Genomic DNA, 23,633 nt, shown 5'->3' with positions numbered 1-23,633 from the left:
GGGACACGGCGGTGTGACTCCACCCCTCAGCCGAGGCCCGGCCGGACCCGCGCCTACTCCGCCGGAGCGACCCCCGCGCGCAGCAGCCCGTAGGTGTACGCGTCTTCCAGGGCCTGCCAGCTCGCGGCGATGACGTTGTCGGCGACGCCGACCGTCGACCACTCGCCCGTGCCGTCGGACGTGGAGATCAGCACGCGGGTCGTGGAGTTGGTGCCGTGCTTGCCCTCCAGGATGCGGACCTTGTAGTCCACCAGCTCCAGCTTGGCGAGCTGGGGGTAGATCTTCTCCAGGCCCACGCGCAGGGAGCTGTCCAGGGCATGGACCGGGCCGTTGCCCTCGGCGGTGGCGACGATGCGCTCGCCCTTGGCCCACAGCTTGACCGTGGCCTCGTTGGCGTGGGAGCCGTCGGGCCGGTCCTCGACGATGGCGCGCCAGGACTCGACCTCGAAGTAGCGCAGCGGTCCGCCCTGGACCTCGGCGCGCAGGAGGAGTTCGAAGCTCGCGTCGGCCGCCTCGTAGGTGTAGCCCTTGAGCTCGCGCTCCTTCACGCGCTCGACCACCCGGCCGACCAGTTCGCGGTCGCCTCCGAGGTCGACGCCGAGTTCCTTGCCCTTGAGCTCGATGGAGGCGCGTCCGGCCATGTCGGACACCAGCATGCGCATGGTGTTGCCGACCAGCTCGGGGTCGATGTGCTGGTAGAGGTCCGGGTCGACCTTGATCGCGGAGGCGTGCAGTCCGGCCTTGTGGGCGAAGGCGGAGAGCCCGACGTAGGGCTGGTGCGTGGAGGGGGTGAGGTTGACGACCTCGGCGATGGCGTGCGAAATGCGGGTCATCTCGCGCAGGTGCCCCGCGGGCAGGACCTTCTTGCCGTACTTGAGCTCCAGGGCCGCCACCACCGGGAACAGGTTGGCGTTTCCCACGCGTTCGCCGTAGCCGTTGGCCGTGCACTGCACGTGGGTCGCGCCCGCGTCGACGGCGGCCAGGGTGTTGGCGACCGCGCAGCCCGTGTCGTCCTGGGCGTGGATGCCGAGCCGGGCGCCGGTGTCGGCGAGGACCGTGGAGACGACGGCCTGGATCTGGGCGGGGAGCATGCCGCCGTTGGTGTCGCACAGGACGACGACGTCCGCGCCGGCCTCCGACGCCGTACGGACGACCGCCTTGGCGTACTCGGGGTTGGCGCGGTAGCCGTCGAAGAAGTGCTCGCAGTCGATGAAGACGCGGCGGCCCTGCTCCTTGAGGTAGGAGACCGTGTCGCCGACCATCGCCAGGTTCTCGTCCAGGGTGGTGCGCAGCGCGAGCTCGACGTGCCGGTCGTGCGACTTGGCGACCAGCGTGATCACCTGCGCGCCGGACTCCAGGAGCGCCCTGACCTGGGGGTCCTCGGCGGCTGTGGTGCCGGCGCGGCGGGTGGCGCCGAACGCGACGAGCTGGGCGTGCCGGAAGTCGATCTCCTGCTGGGCGCGGGCGAAGAACTCGGTGTCCCGGGGGTTGGCGCCCGGCCAGCCGCCCTCGATGAAGCCCACGCCGAAGTCGTCCAGGTGCCGTGCGATGGCCAGCTTGTCGGCGACGGTGAGGTTGATGCCCTCCCGCTGGGCGCCGTCGCGCAGGGTGGTGTCGAAGACGTGGAACGAATCGTCGAGGTCGCGGGTAGCGGTCATGGTCTCAAGGCTCCTGAGGATGGGATCTCGGTCGTACCGGAATGACCGGCTCCACCGCCCTCACATACTCCCTCGCGCTCTCGCCTCCGGCTGTGGGTGGGCCAGAAATGCGAAAAACCTCTCGCGGGTGCGAGAGGTCTGCGCGCGGGTCGAGGACGACGGTGTCCGCCCGTACCTGGTCGTACGTGGCGGTCACTGCGGACCGGCGCGCCTGCTGCCAATAATCATGGCGAACGAGAGCACGGAGGAAGTTTGGCACAACCCCCGCGCTTCACTCACCGCCGTCTCAGGATGCGGTCGGTCACCTCGGGTGACGGACGCAGACGTGTGCGGTGTCGCAGGTGTCGACGGGCACCAGGTCGGGTGAGGAGCTGGCGAAGGCGACCGTGCGGCCGTTGCGGTCGACCACCGGGGCGGACACGCTCTGGCCGTCCGGGCCGCCGCGGGCGTCCGGGCCGGCGAGGACGGTGCGGCCGGTGCGCAGGTCCCGGACATACGCGCGATGGGTGTGGTCGGTGTCGCCGGGGTCGGCCGACACGAAGGCCAGGTACCGGTTGTCCGCGCTGAGCCGCGCAGAGGCGGTGAAGGCGGCCAGGGCCACGCCGAGCGTGCCCTCCTGGTGCTGGTCATGTGCTGTTTCCCCCTGTTGTCCCCGGGGCTCCCGAGGCCTGAGCCCCTGTGTTCCCCGTGGACGCTTCTCCCCCGGCCCCGCGCCGAGGGCTGCTCAGAGCCAACATCACGACGCGTCGGAGGGCCCGCCGGTGGCCTGTGCCCCGCACTCCAGGACGTGCCCGGCGACCACGGCGCCTCGTATTGAGTACAACCCGGGCGTACCTTCAGGCGTCCGCGAGCAGGCTGTAGGCGAGGAACTCGCGCACGTGGCGCAGGATCTGCGCCCGGTCGGTGCCGCGCAGGCCGATCGCCACATGGATGGCGAAGCCGTCCAGCAGCGCGCGCAGCCGGGCGGCGAACCGGTCCGGGTCGACGCGGCGGAACTCGCCGCGCGAGATGCCCTCGGCGAGCAGCGCGACCAGGTCGCGGTGCCAGGCGCCCTCGATGGCGGCCTGCCGTTCGCGGGCGGCCCCGTCGACGGCAGCGCTCTGCGAGCGGTTCCAGACCTCCAGCCACAGCGTCCAGTGCGGGTCGCGGTGGCCGTCGGGGACGTACAGGTCGACGTAGGCGTCGAGGCGTTCGAGGGCGGGCGTGGTCCGGGTCAGCAGCCGGCCGCGCTCGGCGCCGAGGCGGCCCTCGCTCCACTCCAGGGTGCGCAGCAGCAGTTCGTCCTTGGAGCCGAAGTAGTAGAGCAGATGGCCGCTGCTCATGCCGACCTCGCGGCCGAGCGCGGCCATGGTGAGCTTCTCCGGGCCGCGCTCGGCGATCATCTCCATGGCCGCGGCGAGGACGTCCTCGCGGGGCGGGGCCTGCCGTCGCCCACCGGCCATGTGCACTCCTGGGTCCTCGGTTGCTGCTGCGTGATGCAGTGGATGCCGCCACCGCCCGCGAAGATCGTACGGGCGTCCACCAGCGTCACGGTGCGCTCGGGGAACAGGCGGCGGAAGATGCCGGCGGCGATCTCGTCACGCGGGTCGTCGAAGCCGCTCGCTGCGCACCGGCACCAACCTGTCGACCTCCTCCGGCGCCCAGTTCAGGGGCCGCGGGCGGCTGGTCGGCTCGGTGGTCGGGCTGCTGCTGGCCCTCGGCTACACCGCGCTGACCGTGTGGATCGGCGGAGACGTGATGGTCGGCGTCCTGGGCCGGCTGGCCGGGCTGCCGCAGGGCGGGGTGTCCTACGGCGTCGTCCACGGGCTGCTCGCCGCGGCCACCGTCGCCGGCGCGGTGTACGGCTACCGGGTGCTGCTCGCGATGTCACGGGTGCTGGCGTTCGGCATGACGGCCCTGCTGACGCTGGGCGTGACCGCCTACGCCCGAGTCGGGCGGTGGGTGGGCGCTGGCCCCCGGGGGGGCCGGGGCGGAGCCCCCGGGGGCCAGGGCGGCTCAGCCCAGGCGGTGCATCCAACCGTGGGCGTCCGAGGCCGTGCCCCGCTGGATGTCGAGCAGCGCCTGGCGCAGCCGCAGCGTGACCTCGCCCGGCTCTCCCCCGCTCTGCTTCCACTCCGCCCCGGCCCGCTTCACCGTACCGACCGGAGTGATCACCGCGGCCGTACCGCAGGCGAAGACCTCCGTCAGCGACCCGTTCTCCGAGTCCCGCTGCCACTGGTCGACCGAGACCCGGCCTTCCTCGGCCTCGTACCCGAGGTCACGGGCGACGGCGAGCAGGGAGTCGCGCGTGACGCCCTCCAGGATCGACCCGGTGAGCGACGGCGTGACGATCTTGTCGCCGTACACGAAGTACAGGTTCATGCCGCCCAGCTCCTCGACCCAGGTGTGCTCCACGGCGTCGAGGTAGCAGACCTGGTCGCAGCCCTTCGTCGCGGCCTCCGCCTGCGCGAGCAGGGACGCCGCGTAGTTGCCGCCGGTCTTCGCGTCGCCCATGCCGCCGGGGACGGCGCGGACGCGGTCCTCGGAGACCCAGATGGACACCGGCTTCACACCACCGGGGAAGTACGCCCCGGCCGGGGAGGCGATCACCAGGAACAGGTACTCGTTGGCGGGCTTCACCCCCAGCCCGACCTCGGTGGCGATCATGAACGGGCGCAGGTAGAGGGACTCCTCGCCGCCGTGCGCCGGCACCCACGCCTTGTCCTGCTTCACCAGGGCGTCGCACGCCTCGATGAACGTCTCGACCGGCAGCTCGGGCATCGCGAGCCGGCGGGCGGAGCGCTGGAAACGCTCGGCGTTCTTCTCGGGGCGGAAGGTGGCGACGGACCCGTCGGGCTGTCGGTAGGCCTTCAGACCCTCGAAGATCTCCTGCGCGTAGTGCAGGACCGTGGTGGCGGGGTCGAGGGAGATCGGCGCGTACGGCACGAGCTGGCCGTCGTGCCAGCCGCGGCCTTCCGTCCACTTGATCGTCACCATGTGGTCGGTGAAGTGGCGGCCGAACCCGGGGTTGGCCAGGATCCCCTCGCGTTCCGCGTCGGAGAGCGGGTGGGCGGAGGGCTTGAGCTCGATCGTGGGCGTCGTCATGGGTTGATGTCCTTCACCGGTTGTAGTGACGGGCCGCGCTCGGTACTGCTCTGATGGTGACCAGTGCTAGGACGTCCGAGCATTCCCTCATTCCGCGGCCTCGCGTTCGATTATCGCCCGGGGGCGGCGGCGGAAAGAACGGGGTGATTGCGGCCCGGTGGTCGATGGTGGCACCCGGCGGGAACATGTGGAAGCCGCCGGGCGCTGATGCGACCCGGCGGCTTGCGGTGTGCAGCGGCGGGTCAGCCGGCTACGCGTACGGCGAGCGCGTCGCCGATCTCCGAGGTGGAGCGGGCGGGCTTGCCGGTGCGCTCCGACAGGTCGGCCGCGACCGCCTCGTCGATGCGGGCGGCCTCGGCCTCGTAGCCGAGGTGACGCAGGAGCAGCGCGACGGACAGCACGGTGGCGGTCGGGTCGGCCTTGCCCTGGCCTGCGATGTCCGGGGCCGAGCCGTGCACGGGCTCGAACATCGAGGGGAAGTCGCCGGAGGGGTTGATGTTGCCGCTCGCGGCGACGCCGATGCCGCCGGAGACGGCCGCGGCGAGGTCGGTGACGATGTCGCCGAAGAGGTTGTCGGTGACGATCACGTCGAAGCGCTCGGGCTGCGTGACGAGGTAGATCGTCGCCGCGTCCACGTGCATGTACTCGGTGGTGACCTCGGGGAACTCCTCGGCCACCTTGTTGAAGATGTTCGTCCACAGGTGACCGGCGAAGGTCAGCACGTTGTTCTTGTGGATCAGCGCGAGCTTCTTGCGGGGGCGGGCCTGGGCCCGGGCGAAGGCGTCGCGGACCACGCGCTCGACACCGAAGGCCGTGTTCACGGACACCTCGGTGGCGACCTCGTGCTCGGTGCCCTTGCGGATCGTGCCGCCGTTGCCGGTGTACGGGCCCTCGGTGCCCTCGCGGACCACGACGAAGTCGATCTCCGGCTCGCCCGCGAGCGGGGTGGCGACACCCGGCAGGAGCTTCGAGGGACGCAGGTTGACGTGATGGTCGAAGGCGAAGCGGAGCTTGAGCAGGAAGCCGCGCTCCAGGACCCCGGAGGGCACGGACGGGTCGCCGATCGCGCCGAGCAGGATGGCGTCGTGCCGCTTCAGGGCGTCGAGGTCGGCGTCGGTGAGGGTCTCACCGGTGGCGTGGTAGCGCCGGGCGCCGAAGTCGTACTCCTCGGTCTCCAGCTTCACATCCTGCGGAAGGACGGCGGAGAGGACCTTCAGGCCTTCGGCCACGACCTCCTGGCCGATGCCGTCACCGGGAATCACTGCGAGATTGATGCTGCGAGACATGCGGGCACCCTACTCCTCGTCCCATGGGATGACACAGGGTGTCCGGGATACGGACAGGCGGAAGGCACCCGACCGGGGGACGGCACGCGTCCGTCGGGTGCCGTTCACCCGTATGTGGTGCGGCCGTTGGCCTCCGCTGGGACATTCACTTCCCATGGAGATCCCCCACTTCGGCATCCCGCCCGAGCTCGCCGCCCGGATGAGCATGGCGGAGCAGCACGAGTACCTGCGGACCCGGCTGTCGCGGCGGCGCACTCTGGTGACGGCGGGTGCGGTGGCGAGCGGGCTGCTGACCGGCTGCTCCGGTTCCGGTTCCCGTTCGGGGCAGGCCTCCGCCACGGCGACCGGCGGGCCGTCGCCGAGCACGTCGAAGGCGCCCGGCTCCCTCGTCACCCCATTCGGCCGCCATCTGGCCTTCGGCGCCGATCCGAAGACCCAGATGCGGATCTCCTGGCAGGTGCCGCTCGCGGTGAAGAAGCCGTACGTCCGGGTGGGCCTGCGCCCCGACGACCTCGACCGCAGGATCGAGGCGGAGCTGCGCGACCTGCACACCCCCGAGCTGAAGGGCATCCGGGCGGCGGTCGAGCAGTACTACCTGCACGCCGCGCTGGACGGCCTGCGCCCTGACACGACGTACTACTACGGCGTCGGCCACGAGGGCTTCGACCCGGCCTCCCCACGGCACCGGTCGACCGTCACGTCCTTCCGCACGGCACCGGCGAGCCCGCCCGAGCGGTTCGTGTTCACCGCGTTCGGCGACCAGGGCGTCGGTGACGAGGCGGCCCTCAACGACCGTACGCTGCTGCGCCGCAAGCCCGCCTTCCATCTGCACGCCGGCGACATCTGCTACGCCGACCCGACCGGCAGGGGCAAGGAGTCGGACGTCTTCGACGCGAGCCAGTGGGACCGGTTCCTGAAGCAGACCGAGCCGGTGGCCAGGTCGGTGCCGTGGATGGTGACGACCGGCAACCACGACATGGAGGCCTGGTACTCACCCGACGGCTACGGCGGCCAGCTCGCCCGGTTCTCCCTGCCGGACAGCGGCTTCGACGCGCGTACGGCACCGGGCGTGTACGCCTTCACGTACGGCAACGTGGGCGTGGTCGCGCTGGACGCGAACGACGTGTCGTACGAGATCCCCGCCAACTTCGGTTACACGGAGGGGCGGCAGACGAAGTGGCTGGACGGCAAGCTCGGCGAGCTGCGGTCCTCCAAGGACGTCGACTTCATCGTCGTCTTCTTCCACCACTGCGCGTACTCGACGTCCACGCACGCCTCGGACGGCGGGGTGCGCGCCGAGTGGCTGCCGCTGTTCGCCCGGCACGAGGTGGACCTGGTGGTCAACGGGCACAACCACGTCTACGAGCGGACGGACGCCATCCGGAACGGCGCGGTGGGCCGGCCGGTACCGGTCGGCGGGACGACGGATCCGCGGCGGGACGGGATCGTGTACGTCACCGCGGGCGGTGGCGGCAAGGAGCTGTACGGCTTCCCCGACGGCGTGAAGGAGAGCTATGAGGGGAACGCCGCCGACCACGAGCCGGTCAGCACGTTCCGGTGGACCAAGTCCCGGGACACCAAGGCGGAGTCGGCGCAGTGGTCGCGGGTGCGCTACCGCGGCTTCTCGTTCCTCTCGGTGGAGGCGGAGAGCGGCGCCAGGCCGCGACTGAAGGTGTCGGCGCTGGCGTCGAGCGGTGAGCGGATCGACCACTTCGAGGTGCGGCGCGGGGCGTGAGACCCCGCGCCGCGCCTCGTCGGGCGGCTCCCGGTCCTGTATGCGGTGCGCGGCTCAGTGGCCGCTGGATCCGCCGTTGTCCCTGCGGTCGAGGGCACGCTGGAGCGCGGCGGCGGCGTTCTTCCGGTCGGACTCGGTCGTACGGGAGACGTGACGGACTCGGCGGCGGACGGTCGTCTCGGCCATGGGAAATCGACTCCTTCGACAGCACGGAGTGCACAGGGAGGGTTACGAGACTCCCCCACTGCCTAATGGGCGTGGCTGGGACCCCCAAAGGGGCGGGGAGCGGTGCCGCAGGGGTTGCCTGCACGGGGCCCGGCTCACGACCGCCATTCGCTTGGTCGAGCGAGACGTTCGGCTTTTACAAAGCTAAGGGAGCGCGGAGCGTCTGTCTCCACAATTACTCGGACTTCCTACTATCTGAGACGGTGGACTGGGTCACACCGTGCTGACCTGCGGTGTCTTCTAGAGCACGTCGCCGTCGCGCCAGTCGAAGACCAGCTCGTGCGCGGGGTCGAGGAAGCCTGCCAGGGCGGTGCGGACGTACGTGCTGCCCTCCTCCTCCGGCAGCCGGACGATGCCCTCCCGCGGGCTGAGTGCGTGCACCCGACCGGTCCACGACTCCCAGCCGCGGGAGGTGTAGAGCCGGGCCCCGTCGTCGCTCGCGGAGAGGGCGCCGAGGTCGTAGGCGCGGTCGACGACGCGCTCCAGTTCCGCCATGACCCGCCCGCCGAGGCCACCGCGGCGGACGTCGGCGCGCACGGCGACGTTCTCGACGTACCCGGCCCGCAGCCACCGCCCGCCGTGCCGCACCCGTCGCATCACGACCGCCCCGTGCGCGGCGAGCCCGGAGTCGTCGTGCCCGAGCGCGTGCACACCGCCGAGACCGTGGTCCCAGTCCTCGTCTCCGAAGTCACCCTCGTACGCGGCGTCCAGCAGGCCGCGTACGGCGTCGAGTTCGGCGGGGGTCAGATCGGCGGTGTGGGCGGTGCGCACTCGGATGCTCATCGGCCCAGTCTTTCGCCGGACACGCCGACGGGCCAGGTCTCTTCGACCTGGCCCGTCGGTTCGTTCGGGGGTGTCAGCCCATGTGCGGGTACGTGTAGTCCGTCGGCGGGACCAGCGTCTCCTTGATGGCGCGGGTCAGGGTCCAGCGCATCAGGTTCTGCGGGGCGCCGGCCTTGTCGTTGGTGCCGGAGGCACGGCCGCCGCCGAAGGGCTGCTGGCCGACGACGGCGCCGGTCGACTTGTCGTTGATGTAGAAGTTGCCGGCCGCGTAGCGGAGCTTGTCGGCCGTGTAGGCCGCCGCCGCGCGGTCGTTCGCGATGACCGAGCCGGTCAGGGCGTAGTCGGAGACGGACTCCATCTGGGTCAGCATCTCGTCGTACTTGTCGTCCTCGTAGACGTGCACGGCGATGATCGGGCCGAAGTACTCGGTGCGGAAGACCTCGTTCTCCGGGTCGGTGCACTCGATGACGGTCGGGCGGACGAAGTAGCCCACCGAGTCGTCGTACGTGCCGCCCGCGACGATCGTGCAGGAGGCGTCCTCCTTGGCGCGGTCGATGGCGGCCTTGTTCTTGGCGAAGGCACGCTCGTCGATGACGGCGCCGATGAAGTTCGACAGGTCGGTGACGTCACCCATCTTGATGCCGTCGACCTCGGCGGCGAGCTCCTCCTTGAAACCGGAGTTCCAGATCGAGGCGGGGATGTACGCCCGGGAGGTGGCGCTGCACTTCTGGCCCTGGAACTCGAAGGCGCCGCGGGTGAACGCCGTCTTCAGGATCGCCGGGTCGGCCGACGGGTGGGCGACGAGGAAGTCCTTGCCGCCGGTCTCGCCGACGAGGCGCGGGTAGGTGCGGTACTTCTCGATGTTGTTGCCGACCGTCTTCCACAGGTACTGGAAGGTGGGGGTCGATCCGGTGAAGTGGATGCCGGCGAGGTCGCGGTGCTCCAGGGCGACCTTGGAGACCTCGATGCCGTCACCGGTGACGAGGTTGATGACGCCCTTGGGCAGACCGGCCTCCTCCAGCAGCTGCATCAGCAGCACGGCGGCGTGGGTCTGCGTCGGGGACGGCTTCCAGACGACGACGTTGCCCATGAGGGCGGGGGCCGTCGGGAGGTTGCCCGCGATCGCGGTGAAGTTGAAGGGCGTGATCGCGTAGACGAAGCCCTCCAGCGGGCGGTGGTCCAGACGGTTCCACACGCCGGGCGAGTTCGCCGGGGGCTGCTCGGCGAGCAGCTTGCGGGCGTAGGAGACGTTGAACCGCCAGAAGTCGATCAGCTCGCAGGGCGTGTCGATCTCGGCCTGCTGGGCGGTCTTGGACTGGCCGAGCATGGTGGAGGCGGCGAGCGTCTCTCGCCAGGGGCCGGACAGCAGCTCGGCGGCGCGCAGGATGATCGCCGCGCGGTCGTCGAAGGCCATCGCGCGCCAGGCGGGCGCGGCGGCCAGGGCCGCGTCGATGGCGTCCTGGGCGTCCGCCTGCGTGGCGTTGCGGTACGTGCCGAGCACGGCCTGGTGGTTGTGCGGCTGGACGACCTGGAAGGCCTCGCCGCCGCCCATCCGCTTCTCGCCGCCGATGGTGCAGGGCAGGTCGACGGGGTTGTCGGCCAGCTCCTTCAGCCGCGCCTCCAGCCGGGCGCGCTCGGGCGAGCCGGGGGCGTAGCCGTGCACCGGCTCGTTGACGGGGGTGGGGACCTGGGTCACAGCGTCCATGTTTTCCGTAACTCCTTACTGAGCGGTGATTCGGTCTCGGCCCTTGACGGGCTCTCGGCCCCTCGCAGGGCTCTCGGCCCTCGAAGGGCTGTCAGCCCTTGGTGAGCATCGAACGGGCGAAGAAGCGCAGGTTGGCCGGCTTCTCCGCGAGACGGCGCATGAAGTAGCCGTACCAGTCGGTGCCGTACGCGGTGTACACGCGCATCCGGTGGCCCTCGGCGGCCAGCCGCAGGTGCTCGTCGGTGCGGATGCCGTACAGCATCTGGAACTCGTACTCGTCGAGCTTTCGCCCGGCCTGGTGGGCGAGCTCCTGGCCGATCGCGATCAGGCGCGGGTCGTGGGACCCGATCATCGGGTACCCCTCCCCCGCCATCAACGTGCGCAGAACACGGACGTATGCCCGGTCGATCTCGTGTTTGTCCTGGTACGCCACTGACGCGGGCTCCTTGTACGCGCCCTTGACCAGCCGGACCCGGCTGCCGTTCTCGGCGAGGCGGCGGGCGTCGGCCTCGGTGCGGAACAGGTAGGCCTGGATGACGCAGCCGGTCTGCGGGAAGTCCTTCCGCAGCTCCTCGTGGATGGCGAACATCGAGTCGAGGGTGGTGTGGTCCTCGGCGTCCAGCGTGACCGTGGTGCCGATCTCGGCGGCGGCCTCGACGACCGGGCGGACGTTGCTCAGGGCCAGCTCGTGGCCGCCCTCCAGCGCCTGACCGAACATCGACAGCTTCACCGACATCTCGGCGCGGGTGCCGAGCTCCAGCGGCTTGAGACGGTCGACGAGCTCCAGGTAGGCGTCCCGGGCGGCGGCGGCCTGCGCGGGGCTGGTGATGTCCTCGCCGACGACGTCCATCGTCAGTTCGAGGCCGTGACCGGCGAGCTCCCGGACGACGGGGACGATGTCGTCGACGTCCTCGCCCGGGATGAAGCGGTCGACGACCTGCTTGGTCACCGGTGCCGCCGAGATCAGGCGTCGCATCCGGTCGCTGCGGGACGCGGCGAGAATCACGGGACCCAGCACGGGGCACCTCCAGAGCACAAGCAACGTGAAGGCCGGACCCCTCGCGGATGGCGCGTCGGGTACGGCACGGAGAACCACCGTGAAACCTAAGGATCCCTCCGATCGTCGGCCATCGACAGCTGTCACGCATCCGTGCCGCAGATCTCAGACAGATGTATGAAGGGGTCCGCAAAGTGCGCGACAATGCCCGGGTGACGTCGGAACACAGGGGCGACTACGAGGAGCTGGTCGACGAGATCTCGGAGCTGCTCGGCGCGCCCGCGACCCTGGAGAACCGGGACTTCGAGCTGATCGCCTTCGGTGCCTACGACAGCGAGGGCGACCTCGATCCGTCGGCCCTGGACCCGGTGCGCACCCGCTCGATCCTCACCCGCCGCTCGACGGCGGCGGTCCGGGCGTGGTTCGAGGGCTTCGGCATCACCCGGGCGACGGGCCCGGTCCGCATCCCCCCGACACCGGAGGCCGGCGTCTACCGCGGCCGGATCTGTCTCCCCGTCCGCCACCGGGGTGTGGTGCACGGCTACATCTGGCTCCTGGACGACGATCCCGGCCCGAGCGAACGCCAGCTCACCGCCGCCATGGGGGTCACGGCCCGCGTCGGCGCCCTGCTCGCGGACGAGGCCCAGCACGGCGCCGACCTCAGCCGCGAACTGAGAGCGGTCCTCACGGCCGAGCGCGGCTGGCAGAGCGACATGGCCGTCGCCGAGCTCCGCACGGCCCTCGGCCCCCGCGCCGACGGCCTCCACGCCCTGATGTGCGTCGCCCCCTGGCCCTCGGCGGATCCGGACGACGCCCCGTCGGTCCGCGCGGTCCCCGGCGCGACGGCCCTGTGCACGCTGCCGTGGGGTGCGACGGCCCAGTGCCTGGCGCTCCTGATCCGCCTGCGCTCCCCGGACGTCCTCACCCCGGCGACCACGGCGGCGGGGCGGCTGCTGGAGCGGGTGCGAGGGGCAAGCGGCGCGGGAAGCGCGGCTGCGCGGGGGGCCGGCGGCAGCGGTCCGCCGAGCGCCGCTTCCCGGGGAGCCGGCGGCAGCGGTCCGCCGAGCGCCGCTTCCCGGGGAGCCGGCGGCAGCGGTCCGCCGAGCGCCGCTTCCCGGGGAGCGGGCGGCAGCGGCCGGGGCGCAGACGCCACCGGCGGCACGGATGGATCCTCCACGGGCACGGCGGATGCAACGGGCACGGCGAGCACGGCAAGCACGGCGAGCGGAACAGGCGGAGCAAGCAGAGCAAGCACGGCGAGCGGAACAGGCGCAGCCGGCTCCGGCGCCGGCGCTGGTGCCACCACCCCCCGTTCCAGCCCCGCGGCCGGTGCCACCACCCCCCGCTCCGGCCCCGCCGCCGGTGTCGCCACCCCCCGCTCCGGCCCCGCCGCCGGTGTCGCCACCCCCCGCTCCGGTCTCGCCGACCTGGCGACCGCCTGGGCAGAGGCGTCGGCGGCCGCCCGGGCGGCACTGGCCGAGGCGCGGTTCGGGCCGGTCGCGCAGTGGGCGTCGATCGGGCCGTTCCGGCTGCTCACGGCCCTGCCCCCGGAGGTCGCCCACGACCCCGTCGCCCGCACGCTGCTCGCCCCGGTCCACCACGAACTCGCCCGGACCGCCGAAGTCTTCCTCGACTGCGCCGGGCAGGCCGCCCGGGCCGCCGCCGAGCTGGGCATCCACCGCCAGACCCTCTACTACCGGCTGTCCCGCATCGAGAAGCTCACCGGACTCGCCCTGGACGACGGAGAAGACCGGCTGTTGCTGCACATGGCCCTGAAGGCTCACCGACTGTGAGGACGGGCCCGCCCATGCTCATGCTGCTCGACCTGGGCAAGCCCGCCATCGATTCGGCCGTCGACGCCCCCGGGTGAGGGGGACGCGTCACTTCCCCTCGGCGGCCTCGATCACCCGGCGCAGCCCGGCGGCGAGCTGCCCGGCCTCCGGGGCGCTCTTCGGGTCGAAGGTCCACTGCGCCATGAGGCCCATCATCAGGGTCAGGTAGAAGTACCCGAGGGTGTCCACCTGCTCGCCCGTCACGTCTTCCTCGGGGCCACCGTGGAAGAGCGTCACGATGCCGCGCGCTGCCTCCCGTTGGGCCCGGGCCAGATGGTCCCGCACCTCCGGCAGCTGGTCCCCCATGGCCACGATCTCCAGGCTGAGCCGCCACATGGACCCGGGATCGCGCATGGTCCCGATGATGTTCGCCCACACCTCCGCGAACCGCTCCAACGATCCCGGCTCGCCCCGCAGTTCACCACCCCCCTCGAACGCGTCGGACATGCCCTCCACCATCTCGACGTACGCCTGCGCGAGCAGCGCGTCCTTCGAGCCGTAGTGGTAGCCGATCGACGCCAGGTTGGTGCCCGACTCCTTGACGATGTCGCGCGCGGTGGTGCGCAGGAAGCCCTTCGCCAGCAGGCAGCGCTTGGCGCCCTCGAGCAGATCCTCACGGTGTCCCATGGCACATCACCTTATCCCGGGATCCAGACGAGCGTATTAAACAGACGTACTAGACAAGCGTTTGATGCGCGATGTCAGTGACCGTCGGTCTGCTCTTCGCCGCGCTGTTCGTCCACCGCCAGCGCACGGCGGCCTCCCCGCTGATCTCGCCTCAGCTGTTCCGGGGCCGCGGCTTCAGCCCGGCCGTCGTCCTCAACCTCGTGGCCGCCTTCGGCATGATGGGCTCGGCCTATTTCACGACCCAGTACATCCAGTCGGTCCTGGGCAACAGCCCCCTGGAGGCGGCGCTGTGGAGCCTGCTGCCGTCGGTGCCCATCGGACTCGCGGCCCCGGTCGGCGCCCATCTCGTGCAGCGGGGCGTTCCCCGCGGGTCTGTCGTCTGCGGAGGCTTCGCGGTCTCGTCGTGCGGCTACGTGATGCTGGCCCTGGCCGGCACCGACTCCCTGTGGCTGCTGCTGACCGCGTGCGCCGTGCTGGCCTGCGGCATCGTCACCGTCATGTCCCAGGTGGCCGACCTGGCGCTGAGCTCGGCGCCGGTGGAGAAGGCGGGCGCGGCGTCGTCCCTGCTGGAGAGCGGCACGGAGTTGGGCGGCGCGCTGAGCATGGCGTTCCTCGGCTCCATCGGCACGGCCGTCTACCGCCACGAGATCCCGGACGCGGCACCCGCCGCGGCCCGCGAGACCCTGGGCGGCGCCCTGGCCGTGCCGACCGGCTCCCGGGGCGCGCGGGGGACGCCCTGGCGGCGGTGGCACGCGAGGCCTTCACCGGCGGCATGCACGCGGCGGCGGTCACGGGCGCGGTGCTGCTGGCGGGTGCGGCGGCAGCCGCGGCGATGACCCTGCGGCGGGTGCGGGTACGCGAAAACGCCGGACAGGCTGATCAGCTCAGCCCGTCCGGCGTGTGAGGACGAGCCCGTTCAGGGTGAACGGGGTTCCCGGGGGGGCTAGCCCCCCCCCGGGATGTCAGGCCAGGTTGACGGAGCGAGCCGAGGTCGCCCCGATCTCCGCGGCCACCTCGGCCAGCACGGTCGCGGTCACCGTGTCGTCCACGGTCAGCACTGCCAGCGCCTCGCCACCGGCCACCGCCCGCGACACCTGCATGCCGGCGATGTTCAGGCCCGCCTCGCCGAGGATGCGGCCCACCGTGCCGACGACACCGGGGCGGTCCTCGTACTTCAGCACGATCATGTGGTCGGCGAGCGCCAGGTCCACGTCGTAGTCACCGACGGCGACGATCTTCTGGAGGTGCTTCGGGCCGGCCAGCGTGCCGGACACCGACACCTCCTCGCCGTCGGCGAGGGTGCCGCGCACCGTGACGACGTTGCGGTGCTCGGTCGCCTCGGAGCTGGTGGTCAGACGCACCTCGACGCCGCGCTCCTGCGCGAACAGCGGAGCGTTGACGTACGACACCGTCTCGTCGACGACGTCCTCGAACACACCCTTGAGCGCGGACAGCTCCAGCACCTTCACGTCGTGCTGGGTGATCTCGCCGTAGACCTCGACGTCGAGACGGACGGCGACCTCACCGGCGAGCGCGGTGAAGATCCGGCCCAGCCGCTCGGCGAGCGGCAGGCCCGGCTTGACGTCCTCGGCGATGACGCCGCCCTGCACGTTCACCGCGTCCGGCACGAGCTCACCGGCGAGGGCGAGCCGCACGGAGCGGGCGACGGCGATACCGGCCTTCTCCTGCGCCTCGTCGGTGGAGGCGCCGAGGTGCGGGGTGCAGACGACCTGGTCGAACTCGAAGAGCGGGGAGTCCGTGCAGGGCTCCTTCGCGTAGACGTCGAGACCGGCACCGGCGACCCGGCCCTCCTTCAGGGCGGAGTACAGCGCCTCCTCGTCGACGATCCCGCCGCGCGCGGCGTTGACGATCCGCACGCTCGGCTTGACCTTGCGCAGCGCCTCGTCGCCGATCAGGCCGACCGTCTCGGGGGTCTTGGGCAGGTGGACGGTGATGAAGTCCGAGACCTCGAGCAGCTCGTCCAGCGACAGCACCTTGACGCCCATCTGCGCGGCGCGGGCGGGCTGGATGTACGGGTCGTACGCGACGACCTTCATGCCGAACCCGGACATGCGCTGGGCGACGAGCGCGCCGATGCGCCCGAGGCCGACGACACCGAGGGTCTTCTCGGCCAGCTCCACGCCCGTGTACTTGCTGCGCTTCCACTCGCCGTTCTTCAGCGCGGCGTTGGCCTGCGGGATGTGGCGGGCGGTGGCGACGAGCAGACCGCAGGCCAGCTCGGCGGCGGTCACGATGTTGGAGGTCGGGGCGTTGACGACCATCACGCCGGCCTTGGTGGCGGCGGAGACGTCCACGTTGTCCAGGCCGACGCCGGCTCGTGCGACGACCTTCAGCTTGTTCGCGGCGGCGATCGCCTCGGCGTCGACCTTGGTGGCCGAGCGGACCAGGATCGCGTCCACATCGGCGATGGCCGGGAGCAGCTCGGCGCGGTCCGCGCCGTTGCAGTGCCGGATCTCGAAGTCCGGGCCCAGGGCGTCGACGGTGGCGGGCGACAGCTCTTCAGCGATGAGTACGACGGGTTTCGAGCTCACGTGAGTCCTCACAAGTCCAGTGCTGCGGACGGCCGTCCCGACGGCCGCAGGCGGTGGAGGGGTGCTTGCCGCGTTGGAGACGCACGACGCTGTGGGCCTGACGCGTATGTGTGCAGCAGTCTAGTGGCGCATGGGGCGTCGTCTTGTGCCGCTGCGGAAGGATCACCCGTCCGTGGCCGGACGGGATGGACAACGCCTCACTACCCGACGTTACCCGCGGTTCGCCGAAGGGGGCCGGAGCGGGATGCTCCGGCCCCGCGGGTCATGCCGTCACCGTCCCGCCTGCCCGGCGAGCGGACGACGGGAAGGTGACGGCATGACCCGGGCAGGCGGCTTACGCCTCCTCGTCGACCCAGCTCATGAGCTTGCGCAGCTCCTTGCCGGTGGTCTCCAGCAGGTGCTCGGAGTCCTGCTTCTTGTACTCGTTGTACTTCTTCAGGCCGCCGTGGTACTCGTCCATCCACTGCTGCGCGAAGGTGCCGTCCTGGATCTCGGCGAGGACCTTCTTCATCTCGGCCTTGGTGGCGTCCGTGATGATCCGCGGGCCGGTGACGTAGTCGCCCCACTCGGCGGTCTCGGAGATCGACCAGCGCATCTTCTCCAGGCCGCCCTCGTACATGAGGTCCACGATCAGCTTCAGCTCGTGCAGGCACTCGAAGTAGGCGATCTCCGGCTGGTAGCCGGCCTCGGTCAGGGTCTCGAAGCCCGCCTTGACCAGCGCCGCGGTGCCACCGCAGAGCACGGCCTGCTCACCGAACAGGTCGGTCTCGGTCTCCTCGGTGAAGGTCGTCTTGATGACGCCGGCGCGGGTGCCGCCGATGCCCTTCGCGTACGACAGGGCCAGCGCGAAACCGTTGCCCGTGGCGTCCTGCTCGACGGCGGCGATGCAGGGAACGCCGCGGCCCTCCTCGTACTGGCGGCGGACCAGGTGGCCCGGGCCCTTCGGGGCGACCATGCAGACGTCCACGCCGGCCGGGGGCTTGATGAAGCCGTAGCGGATGTTCAGGCCGTGGCCGAAGAACAGCGCGTCGCCGTCCTTCAGGTTGTCCTTGATGTGCTTCTCGTAGACCTCGGCCTGGATCGGGTCCGGGACGAGGATCATGATGACGTCGGCCTCGGCGGCGGCCTCCGACGGGCTCACCACGCGCAGGCCCTGTTCCTCGGCCTTGGCCTTGGACTTGGAGCCCTCGTGCAGACCGACGCGGACGTCGACACCCGAGTCACGGAGCGACAGCGCGTGGGCGTGGCCCTGGCTGCCGTACCCGATGACCGCGACCTTGCGGCCCTGGATGATGGACAGGTCGGCGTCGGCGTCGTAGAACAGCTCGGCCACTTTGGGTTCTCTCCTCGGGAGTGCAGGTGTTGCGTCCCACCGTATGACGGGGGGCGGAAGGGAAGTCCGATGGTCTCGGAATACGGGCGGCCGACGGCGCGCCGACCGCCCGTTTCGGCTCTTACGCCGACCGGTCCAGGGCGCGCAGCGACCGGTCCGTGATGGATCGGGCACCGCGGCCGATCGCGATCGTGCCGGACTGGACGAGCTCCTTGATGCCGTACGGCTCCAGCATCTTGAGCATCGCGGTCAGCTTCTCGCCGGACCCGGTGGCCTCGATGGTGACGGCCTCCGGGGAGACGTCGACGGTCTTGGCGCGGAACAGCTGGACGATCTCGACGATCTGGGAGCGCGTCTCGTTGTCGGCGCGCACCTTCACCAGGACGAGTTCGCGCTGCACCGCCTGCGACGGCTCCAGCTCGACGATCTTCAGCACGTTGACGAGCTTGTTGAGCTGCTTGGTGACCTGCTCCAGCGGCAGGTCCTCCACGCCGACGACGATGGTGATGCGGGAGATGTCGGGGTGCTCGGTGACGCCCACCGCGAGGGAGTCGATGTTGAAGCCGCGGCGGGAGAACAGAGCGGCGATCCGGGCGAGGATGCCGGGGGTGTTCTCCACCAGGACGGAGAGCGTGTGCTTGGACATGATTCTTTACGTCTCTCTCGCTCAGTCGTCTTCGTTGTCGCCGAAGTCGGGGCGGACGTCCCGGGCGGCCATGATCTCGTCGTTGGAGGTGCCGGCGGCGACCATCGGCCAGACCATCGCGTCCTCGTGGACGATGAAGTCGACGACGACCGGGCGGTCGTTGATCGAGTTCGCCTCCTCGATGACCTTGTCGAGGTCGTCCGGGGACTCGCAGCGGATGGCGTAGCAGCCCATGGCCTCCGACAGCTTCACGAAGTCGGGGACGCGGGTGCCGCGGGCCTGCGGGTTCACGTCGTCCGGACCGGAGTGCAGCACGGTGTTGGAGTACCGCTGGTTGTAGAAGAGGGTCTGCCACTGGCGGACCATCCCGAGGGCGCCGTTGTTGATGACGGCGACCTTGATCGGGATGTTGTTCAGGGCGCAGGTCGTGAGCTCCTGATTGGTCATCTGGAAGCAGCCGTCGCCGTCGATCGCCCAGACGGCCCGCTCGGGCGCTCCGGCCTTGGCGCCCATGGCGGCCGGGACGGCGTAGCCCATGGTTCCGGCGCCGCCGGAGTTCAGCCAGGTGGCCGGCTTGTCGTACTCGATGAAGTGGGCGGCCCACATCTGGTGCTGGCCGACGCCCGCCGCGAAGATCGTGCCCTCGGGGGCGAGCTGTCCGATGCGCTCGATGACCTGCTGCGGGGAGAGCGAGCCGTCCTCGGGCTGGTCGTAGCCGAGCGGGTAGGTGTCGCGCCAGCGGCTCAGGTCCTTCCACCAGGCTGCATACTTTGGCCCAGCGGCCTCGCCCTGTTGGCCCTCGCTGTGCTCCTTCTGGACGGCCTGGATCAGGTCGGCGATGACCTCGCGGGCGTCACCGACGATCGGCACGTCGGCGGTGCGGTTCTTGCCGATCTCGGCCGGGTCGATGTCCGCGTGGACGATCTTGGCGAACGGCGCGAAGCTGTCCAGCTTGCCGGTGACGCGGTCGTCGAAGCGGGCGCCGAGAGCGACGATCAGGTCGGCCTTCTGCAGGCCGGTGACGGCGGCCACCGAGCCGTGCATGCCGGGCATGCCCAGGTGCTGCGGGTGGTTGTCGGGGAACGCTCCGAGCGCCATCAGGGTGGTGGTGACGGGCGCGCCGGTGAGCTCGGCGAGCACCTTCAGCTCGGCGGTGGCCTTGGCCTTGAGCACGCCGCCGCCGACGTACAGGACCGGCCGCTTGGCCTGGGTGATCAGCTTGGCGGCCTCGCGGATCTGCTTGGCGTGCGGCTTGGTCACCGGGCGGTAGCCGGGCAGGTCCATGGTGGGCGGCCAGGAGAAGGTGGTCTTCGCCTGGAGGGCGTCCTTGGCGATGTCGACCAGGACCGGGCCGGGGCGGCCGGTGGAGGCGATGTGGAACGCCTGGGCGATGATCCGCGGGATGTCCTCGGCCTTGGTGACCAGGAAGTTGTGCTTGGTGATCGGCATGGTGATGCCGACGATGTCCGCCTCCTGGAAGGCGTCTGTGCCGATCGCCTTGGACGCCACCTGGCCGGTGATCGCGACCAGCGGCACGGAGTCCATGTGCGCGTCTGCGATCGGGGTGACCAGGTTGGTGGCGCCGGGACCGGAGGTGGCCATGCAGACACCGACCTTGCCGGTGGCCTGCGCGTAGCCGGTGGCGGCGTGACCGGCGCCCTGCTCGTGCCGGACCAGGACGTGGCGCACCCTGGTGGAGTCCATCAGCGGGTCGTAGGCCGGGAGGATCGCACCGCCGGGAATGCCGAATACCGTGTCGGCGCCGACCTCCTCGAGAGAGCGGATGAGGGACTGCGCGCCCGTCACCTGCTCGGGGGCGGAGTGTCCTCCGGATCGGGGCCGGGGCTGCGGGTGATGGGCCCCGGTGGCCTGCTCGGTCATCGGCATTCTCTTCTCAGATGCTGAGGGTGTTTTGCGAGATTTGTGCGGTATTCGACTGCTGCACGAAGGGTGCCTGTGCAACAAAAAACCCCTCGTGCCATAAGGCAAGCGAGGGGAGCGCGCCGGGTGGGGTCGCTGAGCGGTCGAGGCTCAGCGTCAGCCGACGCGCTTTCCAAGTACGAGAATTCGGGTGCGCATGGCACTGACCCTCCCCCCGGCACGCACTTACTGTCAAGTGGGTGGGACGGGAGTCTCATTATGTGAGCGCAGGGCCGTACCGCCTCCGATGACGGCGGACACACCCGAGCTGTACGCCCGCGGGGAGCCGCCCACTAACGCCGGTTCGGCCGCCCCGTTCGGCACCGGATAGTGGCCGGCGGCGAGCGCCCGGCGCAGCCGGTACTCGTCGAGCGGCCCGGAGAACGCCATGCCCTGCCCGTGCGTGCAGCCCATCGCGCGCAGGGCGACGATCTGCTCGGGCAGATCCACCCCCTCGGCCACGGACTTCAGCCCGAGGTCGCCCGCGATGCGCAGCAGCCCGCTGGTGATCTTGTGCAGGCGGGCGGACTCGACAACGCCCTCGACCAGACCGCGGTCGAGCTTCAGGACGTCGACGGGCAGGCGCCTGAGGGCCGTGATCGCCGCGTAGCCGCTGCCGAACCCGTCGAGCGCGACCCGTACGCCGACCCGCCGCAGGGCGCCCAGGCGCCGCTCCAGCTCGTCCAGCGAGACCCTGGGGTCGGCGTCCGACAGCTCGATGATCAGCGACCCGGACGGCAGCCCGTGCCGTGTGAGCAGCGCCTCGATCGTGCCCAGCGGCATCGAGCGGTCCAGCAGTCTGCGGGCGCTCATCCGCACGACGACCGGCACGGACAGCCCGGTGGCGTGCCGCTCGGCGGCCTGCTCGACGGCCTCCTCGATCATCCAGCGGCCCAGCTCGGCGGTCTTGTCGCCGTCCTCGGCCACCCGCAAGAACTCCGCCGGGGTGAAGAGCACCCCTTGCGAGGAGCGCCAGCGCGCCTGCGCGGACACCGACGTGATCCGGCCATCCTCCAGGGACACCACCGGCTGGTGCAGCAGGGCGAACTCCCCGTCGTGCAGGGCGGCCCGCAGACGGGTGGCGAGCTCGGCCTTGCGGACGACGTCCTGCTGCATCTGCGGCTTGTACAGCTCGACGCGCCCCTTGCCGCCGGCCTTGGCGCGGTACATCGCCAGGTCGGCGTTGCGCAGCAGTTCACCCGCGCCGAGGCCGGATTCCGCGAAGGCCACGCCGATGGAGGCGTTGACACGGACATCGTTGCCGTCGATGAGGTAGGGCTGGGACAGGGTCGACCTGAGCCGGTCGGCGAGCTCCAGTATGTGCCGCTCCCGGGCGTCCCGGTCCCGGGTGTTGTCCCCGGCGATCAGGGCCGCGAACTCGTCCCCGCCGAGCCGGGACGCGGTGTCGCCGTGCCGGACGGAGTCCTGGAGCCTGCGGGCGGCCTGAACGAGCAGTTCGTCCCCGGCCTGGTGCCCGATGGTGTCGTTGACGGCCTTGAAGCCGTCGAGATCGATGAACAGCACGGCCGTGTTCCGCAGGGCCACGCCCCGGTCGGAGGCGCGGCGGCCCGAGAGGGCGTGCTGGACGCGCTTGGTGAACAGGGCGCGGTTGGGCAGGTCCGTGAGCGGGTCGTGCTCGGCGTTGTGCTGCAACTGGGCCTGCAGTCGCACCCGTTCGGTCACGTCGCGGCTGTTGAAGATCAGGCCGCCTTGATGGCGGTTGACGGTCGACTCGACGTTCAGCCAGCCCCCGTCGCCCGAGCGGAAGCGGCACTCGATGCGTGTGGTGGGTTCCTCGACCGGGTTGGCGGCGAGGAACCTGCGCACCTCGTGCACGACGCAGCCCAGGTCCTCGGGGTGGATGAGGTTGGCCAGTTCCGTACCCACCAGCTCCTCCGCCGAGCGGCCGTACACACCCGCGGCGGCCGGGGAGACGTACCTCAGGACACCGCTGGGCGCGGCGATCATGATGACGTCGCTGGAGCCCTGTACCAGGGAGCGGAAGTGGTTCTCCTTCTGCGCCAGTTCCTGGGTGAGGGTGATGTTGTCGAGCAGCATGATCCCCTGGCGCACGACGAGCGCGAGCACCACCGTGCCGCCGGTCAGCAGGACCACGCGGTCGACACTGCGGCCGTTGAGGACGTTGTAGAGGATCCCCAGCGTGCACACGGCGGCCGCGAGATACGGAGTGAGAGCGGCCAGGGAGCCGGCGATGGGCCGGGCCGCCGGGTACCGGCTGTGCTCGGCGCCGGGCAGGGGCGCCTGATGGTTGAGGCCGCTGCGCTGCCCCGGCACGTGCTCGTGCACCACACGGGTACGGCCCGTGCCGGCGTGCCGGTCGGGGCCGTGCCGGTCGCCCTCCGCGCGGGGCGCGGCCCAGGGGGCGTACGCCAGGAGCAGCGAGCCCGCGAACCAGCCCGCGTCGAGCAACTGCCCGGAGCGGTAGTCGTGGTGCATGAGCGGCGAGGTGAACAGGGCGTCGCACATCACGGTCAGCGCGAGGGCGCCGATGGCGGTGTTGACCGCGGAGCGGTTCACCGCGGACCGCCTGAAGTGCAGGGCGAGCACCATGCTGACCAGCGCGATGTCGAGCAGCGGATACGCCAGCGACAGCGCGATGTGCGCCACGCCGGGGCCTTCCGACTTCGCGGCCTGGGCGAGGGCGAGGCTCCACGCCAGCGTCAGCAGCGAGCCGCCGATCAGCCAGGCGTCGAGCCCCAGGCAGACCCAGCCGGCCTTGGTCACCGGCCGCTTGGCGAGCACGAGCAGCCCGACGATCGCGGGGGGCGCGAAGCAGAGGAAGAACAGGTCGGCGTAGCTGGGGCTGGGCACGGGCAGTCCGAGGACCACCTCGTACCACCCCCAGACCAGGTTGCCCAGCGAGGCCATGGCCGAGGAGAGGCCGAACAGCAGCCAGGCGGGTCGAAAGCGGGTGCGGCGGCTGCGGGCGTAGAGGAAGCACGAGACGGCGGCGGTCGCGGCCGCGGCGCTCAGCCCGAAGTCGCCCATGAACAGGGCCACTTCGTACGAACCCCAGCCGAGCGCGGCACCGACGGCGTATCCCGCGCAGGCCAGGGCGAGGACGAACCGGAGGGCCGGGCCCGGCCGGTGGCCGGGGGCCGGCGTGCGAGGCAGCAGCGCGCCCGGGGACGGAGGCTGTGCCCGCAGCGCTCCGTCCAGCGTGGGGGTGGGGGGCGCGCTCACCGGGCCCTCCCGGTGAGCGCCGCTCCCCAGTCCCGTGGGTTTTGGT

17 protein-coding genes and 3 pseudogenes are annotated in these 23,633 nt (G+C 71.0%); 4 read left to right on the top strand and 16 right to left on the bottom strand.

Features of this window, described 5'->3' with window-relative positions:
* Nucleotides 1–53: 53 nt before the first annotated feature.
* The 4 genes and pseudogenes from cimA to HDC93_RS18850 all read right to left on the bottom strand — a co-directional run.
* Entirely contained in the window at nucleotides 54–1,658 is a 1,605-nt protein-coding gene (gene cimA / locus HDC93_RS18865) for a citramalate synthase (RefSeq protein WP_185012082.1), read from the bottom strand.
* Nucleotides 1,659–1,959: 301 nt separating this feature from the next.
* Nucleotides 1,960–2,259, bottom strand: a complete 300-nt coding sequence (locus tag HDC93_RS18860; protein WP_260419653.1) for a hypothetical protein — start codon at nucleotides 2,257–2,259, stop codon at nucleotides 1,960–1,962.
* Nucleotides 2,260–2,494: 235 nt separating this feature from the next.
* Complete coding sequence (locus HDC93_RS18855; RefSeq protein WP_185012081.1) at nucleotides 2,495–3,100, bottom strand: TetR/AcrR family transcriptional regulator; 606 nt, start codon at nucleotides 3,098–3,100, stop codon at nucleotides 2,495–2,497.
* Between the two features lie 14 nt (nucleotides 3,101–3,114).
* A pseudogene (locus HDC93_RS18850) lies at nucleotides 3,115–3,255 on the bottom strand (agmatine deiminase family protein); the annotation flags it as partial.
* Between the two features lie 2 nt (nucleotides 3,256–3,257).
* Here HDC93_RS18850 and HDC93_RS18845 point away from each other — a divergent pair.
* Nucleotides 3,258–3,644: pseudogene (locus HDC93_RS18845) on the top strand (cytosine permease); the annotation flags it as partial.
* Nucleotides 3,645–3,653: 9 nt separating this feature from the next.
* Here HDC93_RS18845 and HDC93_RS18840 read toward each other — a convergent pair.
* Nucleotides 3,654–4,742, bottom strand: a complete 1,089-nt coding sequence (locus HDC93_RS18840) for a branched-chain amino acid aminotransferase (RefSeq protein WP_031105417.1) — start codon at nucleotides 4,740–4,742, stop codon at nucleotides 3,654–3,656.
* Between the two features lie 242 nt (nucleotides 4,743–4,984).
* Nucleotides 4,985–6,028 (bottom strand): 3-isopropylmalate dehydrogenase, encoded by a 1,044-nt coding sequence (locus tag HDC93_RS18835; RefSeq protein ID WP_185012080.1) that lies wholly within the window; start codon nucleotides 6,026–6,028, stop codon nucleotides 4,985–4,987.
* Nucleotides 6,029–6,182: 154 nt separating this feature from the next.
* Here HDC93_RS18835 and HDC93_RS18830 point away from each other — a divergent pair, with 154 nt between their 5' ends.
* A complete protein-coding gene (locus HDC93_RS18830) occupies nucleotides 6,183–7,763 on the top strand; it encodes a metallophosphoesterase family protein (protein WP_185012079.1) in 1,581 nt (526 codons plus the stop codon).
* Between the two features lie 54 nt (nucleotides 7,764–7,817).
* On the opposite strand, the gene HDC93_RS38510 is transcribed toward HDC93_RS18830, so the two are convergent.
* From HDC93_RS38510 to HDC93_RS18815, 4 genes are all read right to left on the bottom strand, one after another.
* Nucleotides 7,818–7,949: a hypothetical protein gene (locus tag HDC93_RS38510; RefSeq protein ID WP_104781486.1), complete on the bottom strand. Its 132-nt coding sequence runs from the start codon at nucleotides 7,947–7,949 to the stop codon at nucleotides 7,818–7,820.
* Between the two features lie 279 nt (nucleotides 7,950–8,228).
* The gene (locus tag HDC93_RS18825; protein WP_185012078.1) at nucleotides 8,229–8,771 is read right to left on the bottom strand and encodes a GNAT family N-acetyltransferase; all 543 of its coding nucleotides are present in this window, start codon (nucleotides 8,769–8,771) and stop codon (nucleotides 8,229–8,231) included.
* Between the two features lie 73 nt (nucleotides 8,772–8,844).
* Nucleotides 8,845–10,476 carry an L-glutamate gamma-semialdehyde dehydrogenase gene (gene pruA / locus HDC93_RS18820; RefSeq protein WP_185012077.1) on the bottom strand — a complete coding sequence of 544 codons (1,632 nt, stop codon included), beginning with the start codon at nucleotides 10,474–10,476 and terminating at the stop codon, nucleotides 8,845–8,847.
* Between the two features lie 91 nt (nucleotides 10,477–10,567).
* Nucleotides 10,568–11,494 (bottom strand): proline dehydrogenase family protein, encoded by a 927-nt coding sequence (locus HDC93_RS18815; protein ID WP_185012076.1) that lies wholly within the window; start codon nucleotides 11,492–11,494, stop codon nucleotides 10,568–10,570.
* A gap of 152 nt (nucleotides 11,495–11,646) precedes the next feature.
* Between HDC93_RS18815 and HDC93_RS18810 the strand changes: the two genes are divergently transcribed.
* Nucleotides 11,647–13,266, top strand: coding sequence for a helix-turn-helix domain-containing protein (locus HDC93_RS18810; protein WP_185012075.1), 1,620 nt, complete (start codon nucleotides 11,647–11,649; stop codon nucleotides 13,264–13,266).
* Nucleotides 13,267–13,353: 87 nt separating this feature from the next.
* Here the strand turns inward: HDC93_RS18810 and HDC93_RS18805 are convergent, their stop codons facing one another.
* On the bottom strand, nucleotides 13,354–13,932 hold the full coding sequence (locus tag HDC93_RS18805; RefSeq protein ID WP_185012074.1) for a TetR/AcrR family transcriptional regulator: 579 nt from the start codon (nucleotides 13,930–13,932) through the stop codon (nucleotides 13,354–13,356).
* 71 nt (nucleotides 13,933–14,003) lie between these two features.
* On the opposite strand from HDC93_RS18805, the pseudogene HDC93_RS18800 reads away from it, so the two are divergent.
* A pseudogene (locus HDC93_RS18800) lies at nucleotides 14,004–14,836 on the top strand (MFS transporter); the annotation flags it as partial.
* A 58-nt stretch (nucleotides 14,837–14,894) separates the two neighbouring features.
* Here HDC93_RS18800 and serA read toward each other — a convergent pair.
* From serA to HDC93_RS18775, 5 genes are all read right to left on the bottom strand, one after another.
* On the bottom strand, nucleotides 14,895–16,484 hold the full coding sequence (serA, locus tag HDC93_RS18795) for a phosphoglycerate dehydrogenase (RefSeq protein WP_185012073.1): 1,590 nt from the start codon (nucleotides 16,482–16,484) through the stop codon (nucleotides 14,895–14,897).
* A 334-nt stretch (nucleotides 16,485–16,818) separates the two neighbouring features.
* Entirely contained in the window at nucleotides 16,819–17,817 is a 999-nt protein-coding gene (ilvC, locus tag HDC93_RS18790) for a ketol-acid reductoisomerase (protein ID WP_030851456.1), read from the bottom strand.
* Between the two features lie 121 nt (nucleotides 17,818–17,938).
* Complete coding sequence (ilvN, locus tag HDC93_RS18785) at nucleotides 17,939–18,463, bottom strand: acetolactate synthase small subunit (protein ID WP_003993148.1); 525 nt, start codon at nucleotides 18,461–18,463, stop codon at nucleotides 17,939–17,941.
* A 21-nt stretch (nucleotides 18,464–18,484) separates the two neighbouring features.
* Complete coding sequence (locus HDC93_RS18780) at nucleotides 18,485–20,350, bottom strand: acetolactate synthase large subunit (RefSeq protein ID WP_185012072.1); 1,866 nt, start codon at nucleotides 20,348–20,350, stop codon at nucleotides 18,485–18,487.
* 225 nt (nucleotides 20,351–20,575) lie between these two features.
* On the bottom strand, nucleotides 20,576–23,587 hold the full coding sequence (locus HDC93_RS18775; RefSeq protein WP_185012071.1) for an EAL domain-containing protein: 3,012 nt from the start codon (nucleotides 23,585–23,587) through the stop codon (nucleotides 20,576–20,578).
* Nucleotides 23,588–23,633: the final 46 nt, after the last annotated feature.

This window comes from Streptomyces sp. AK010, assembly GCF_014207295.1.
Taxonomy (GTDB): domain Bacteria; phylum Actinomycetota; class Actinomycetes; order Streptomycetales; family Streptomycetaceae; genus Streptomyces; species Streptomyces massasporeus.
The sequence above is the reverse complement of the archived record's forward strand: the minus strand, read 5'-3'. Positions and strand labels throughout refer to the sequence as shown.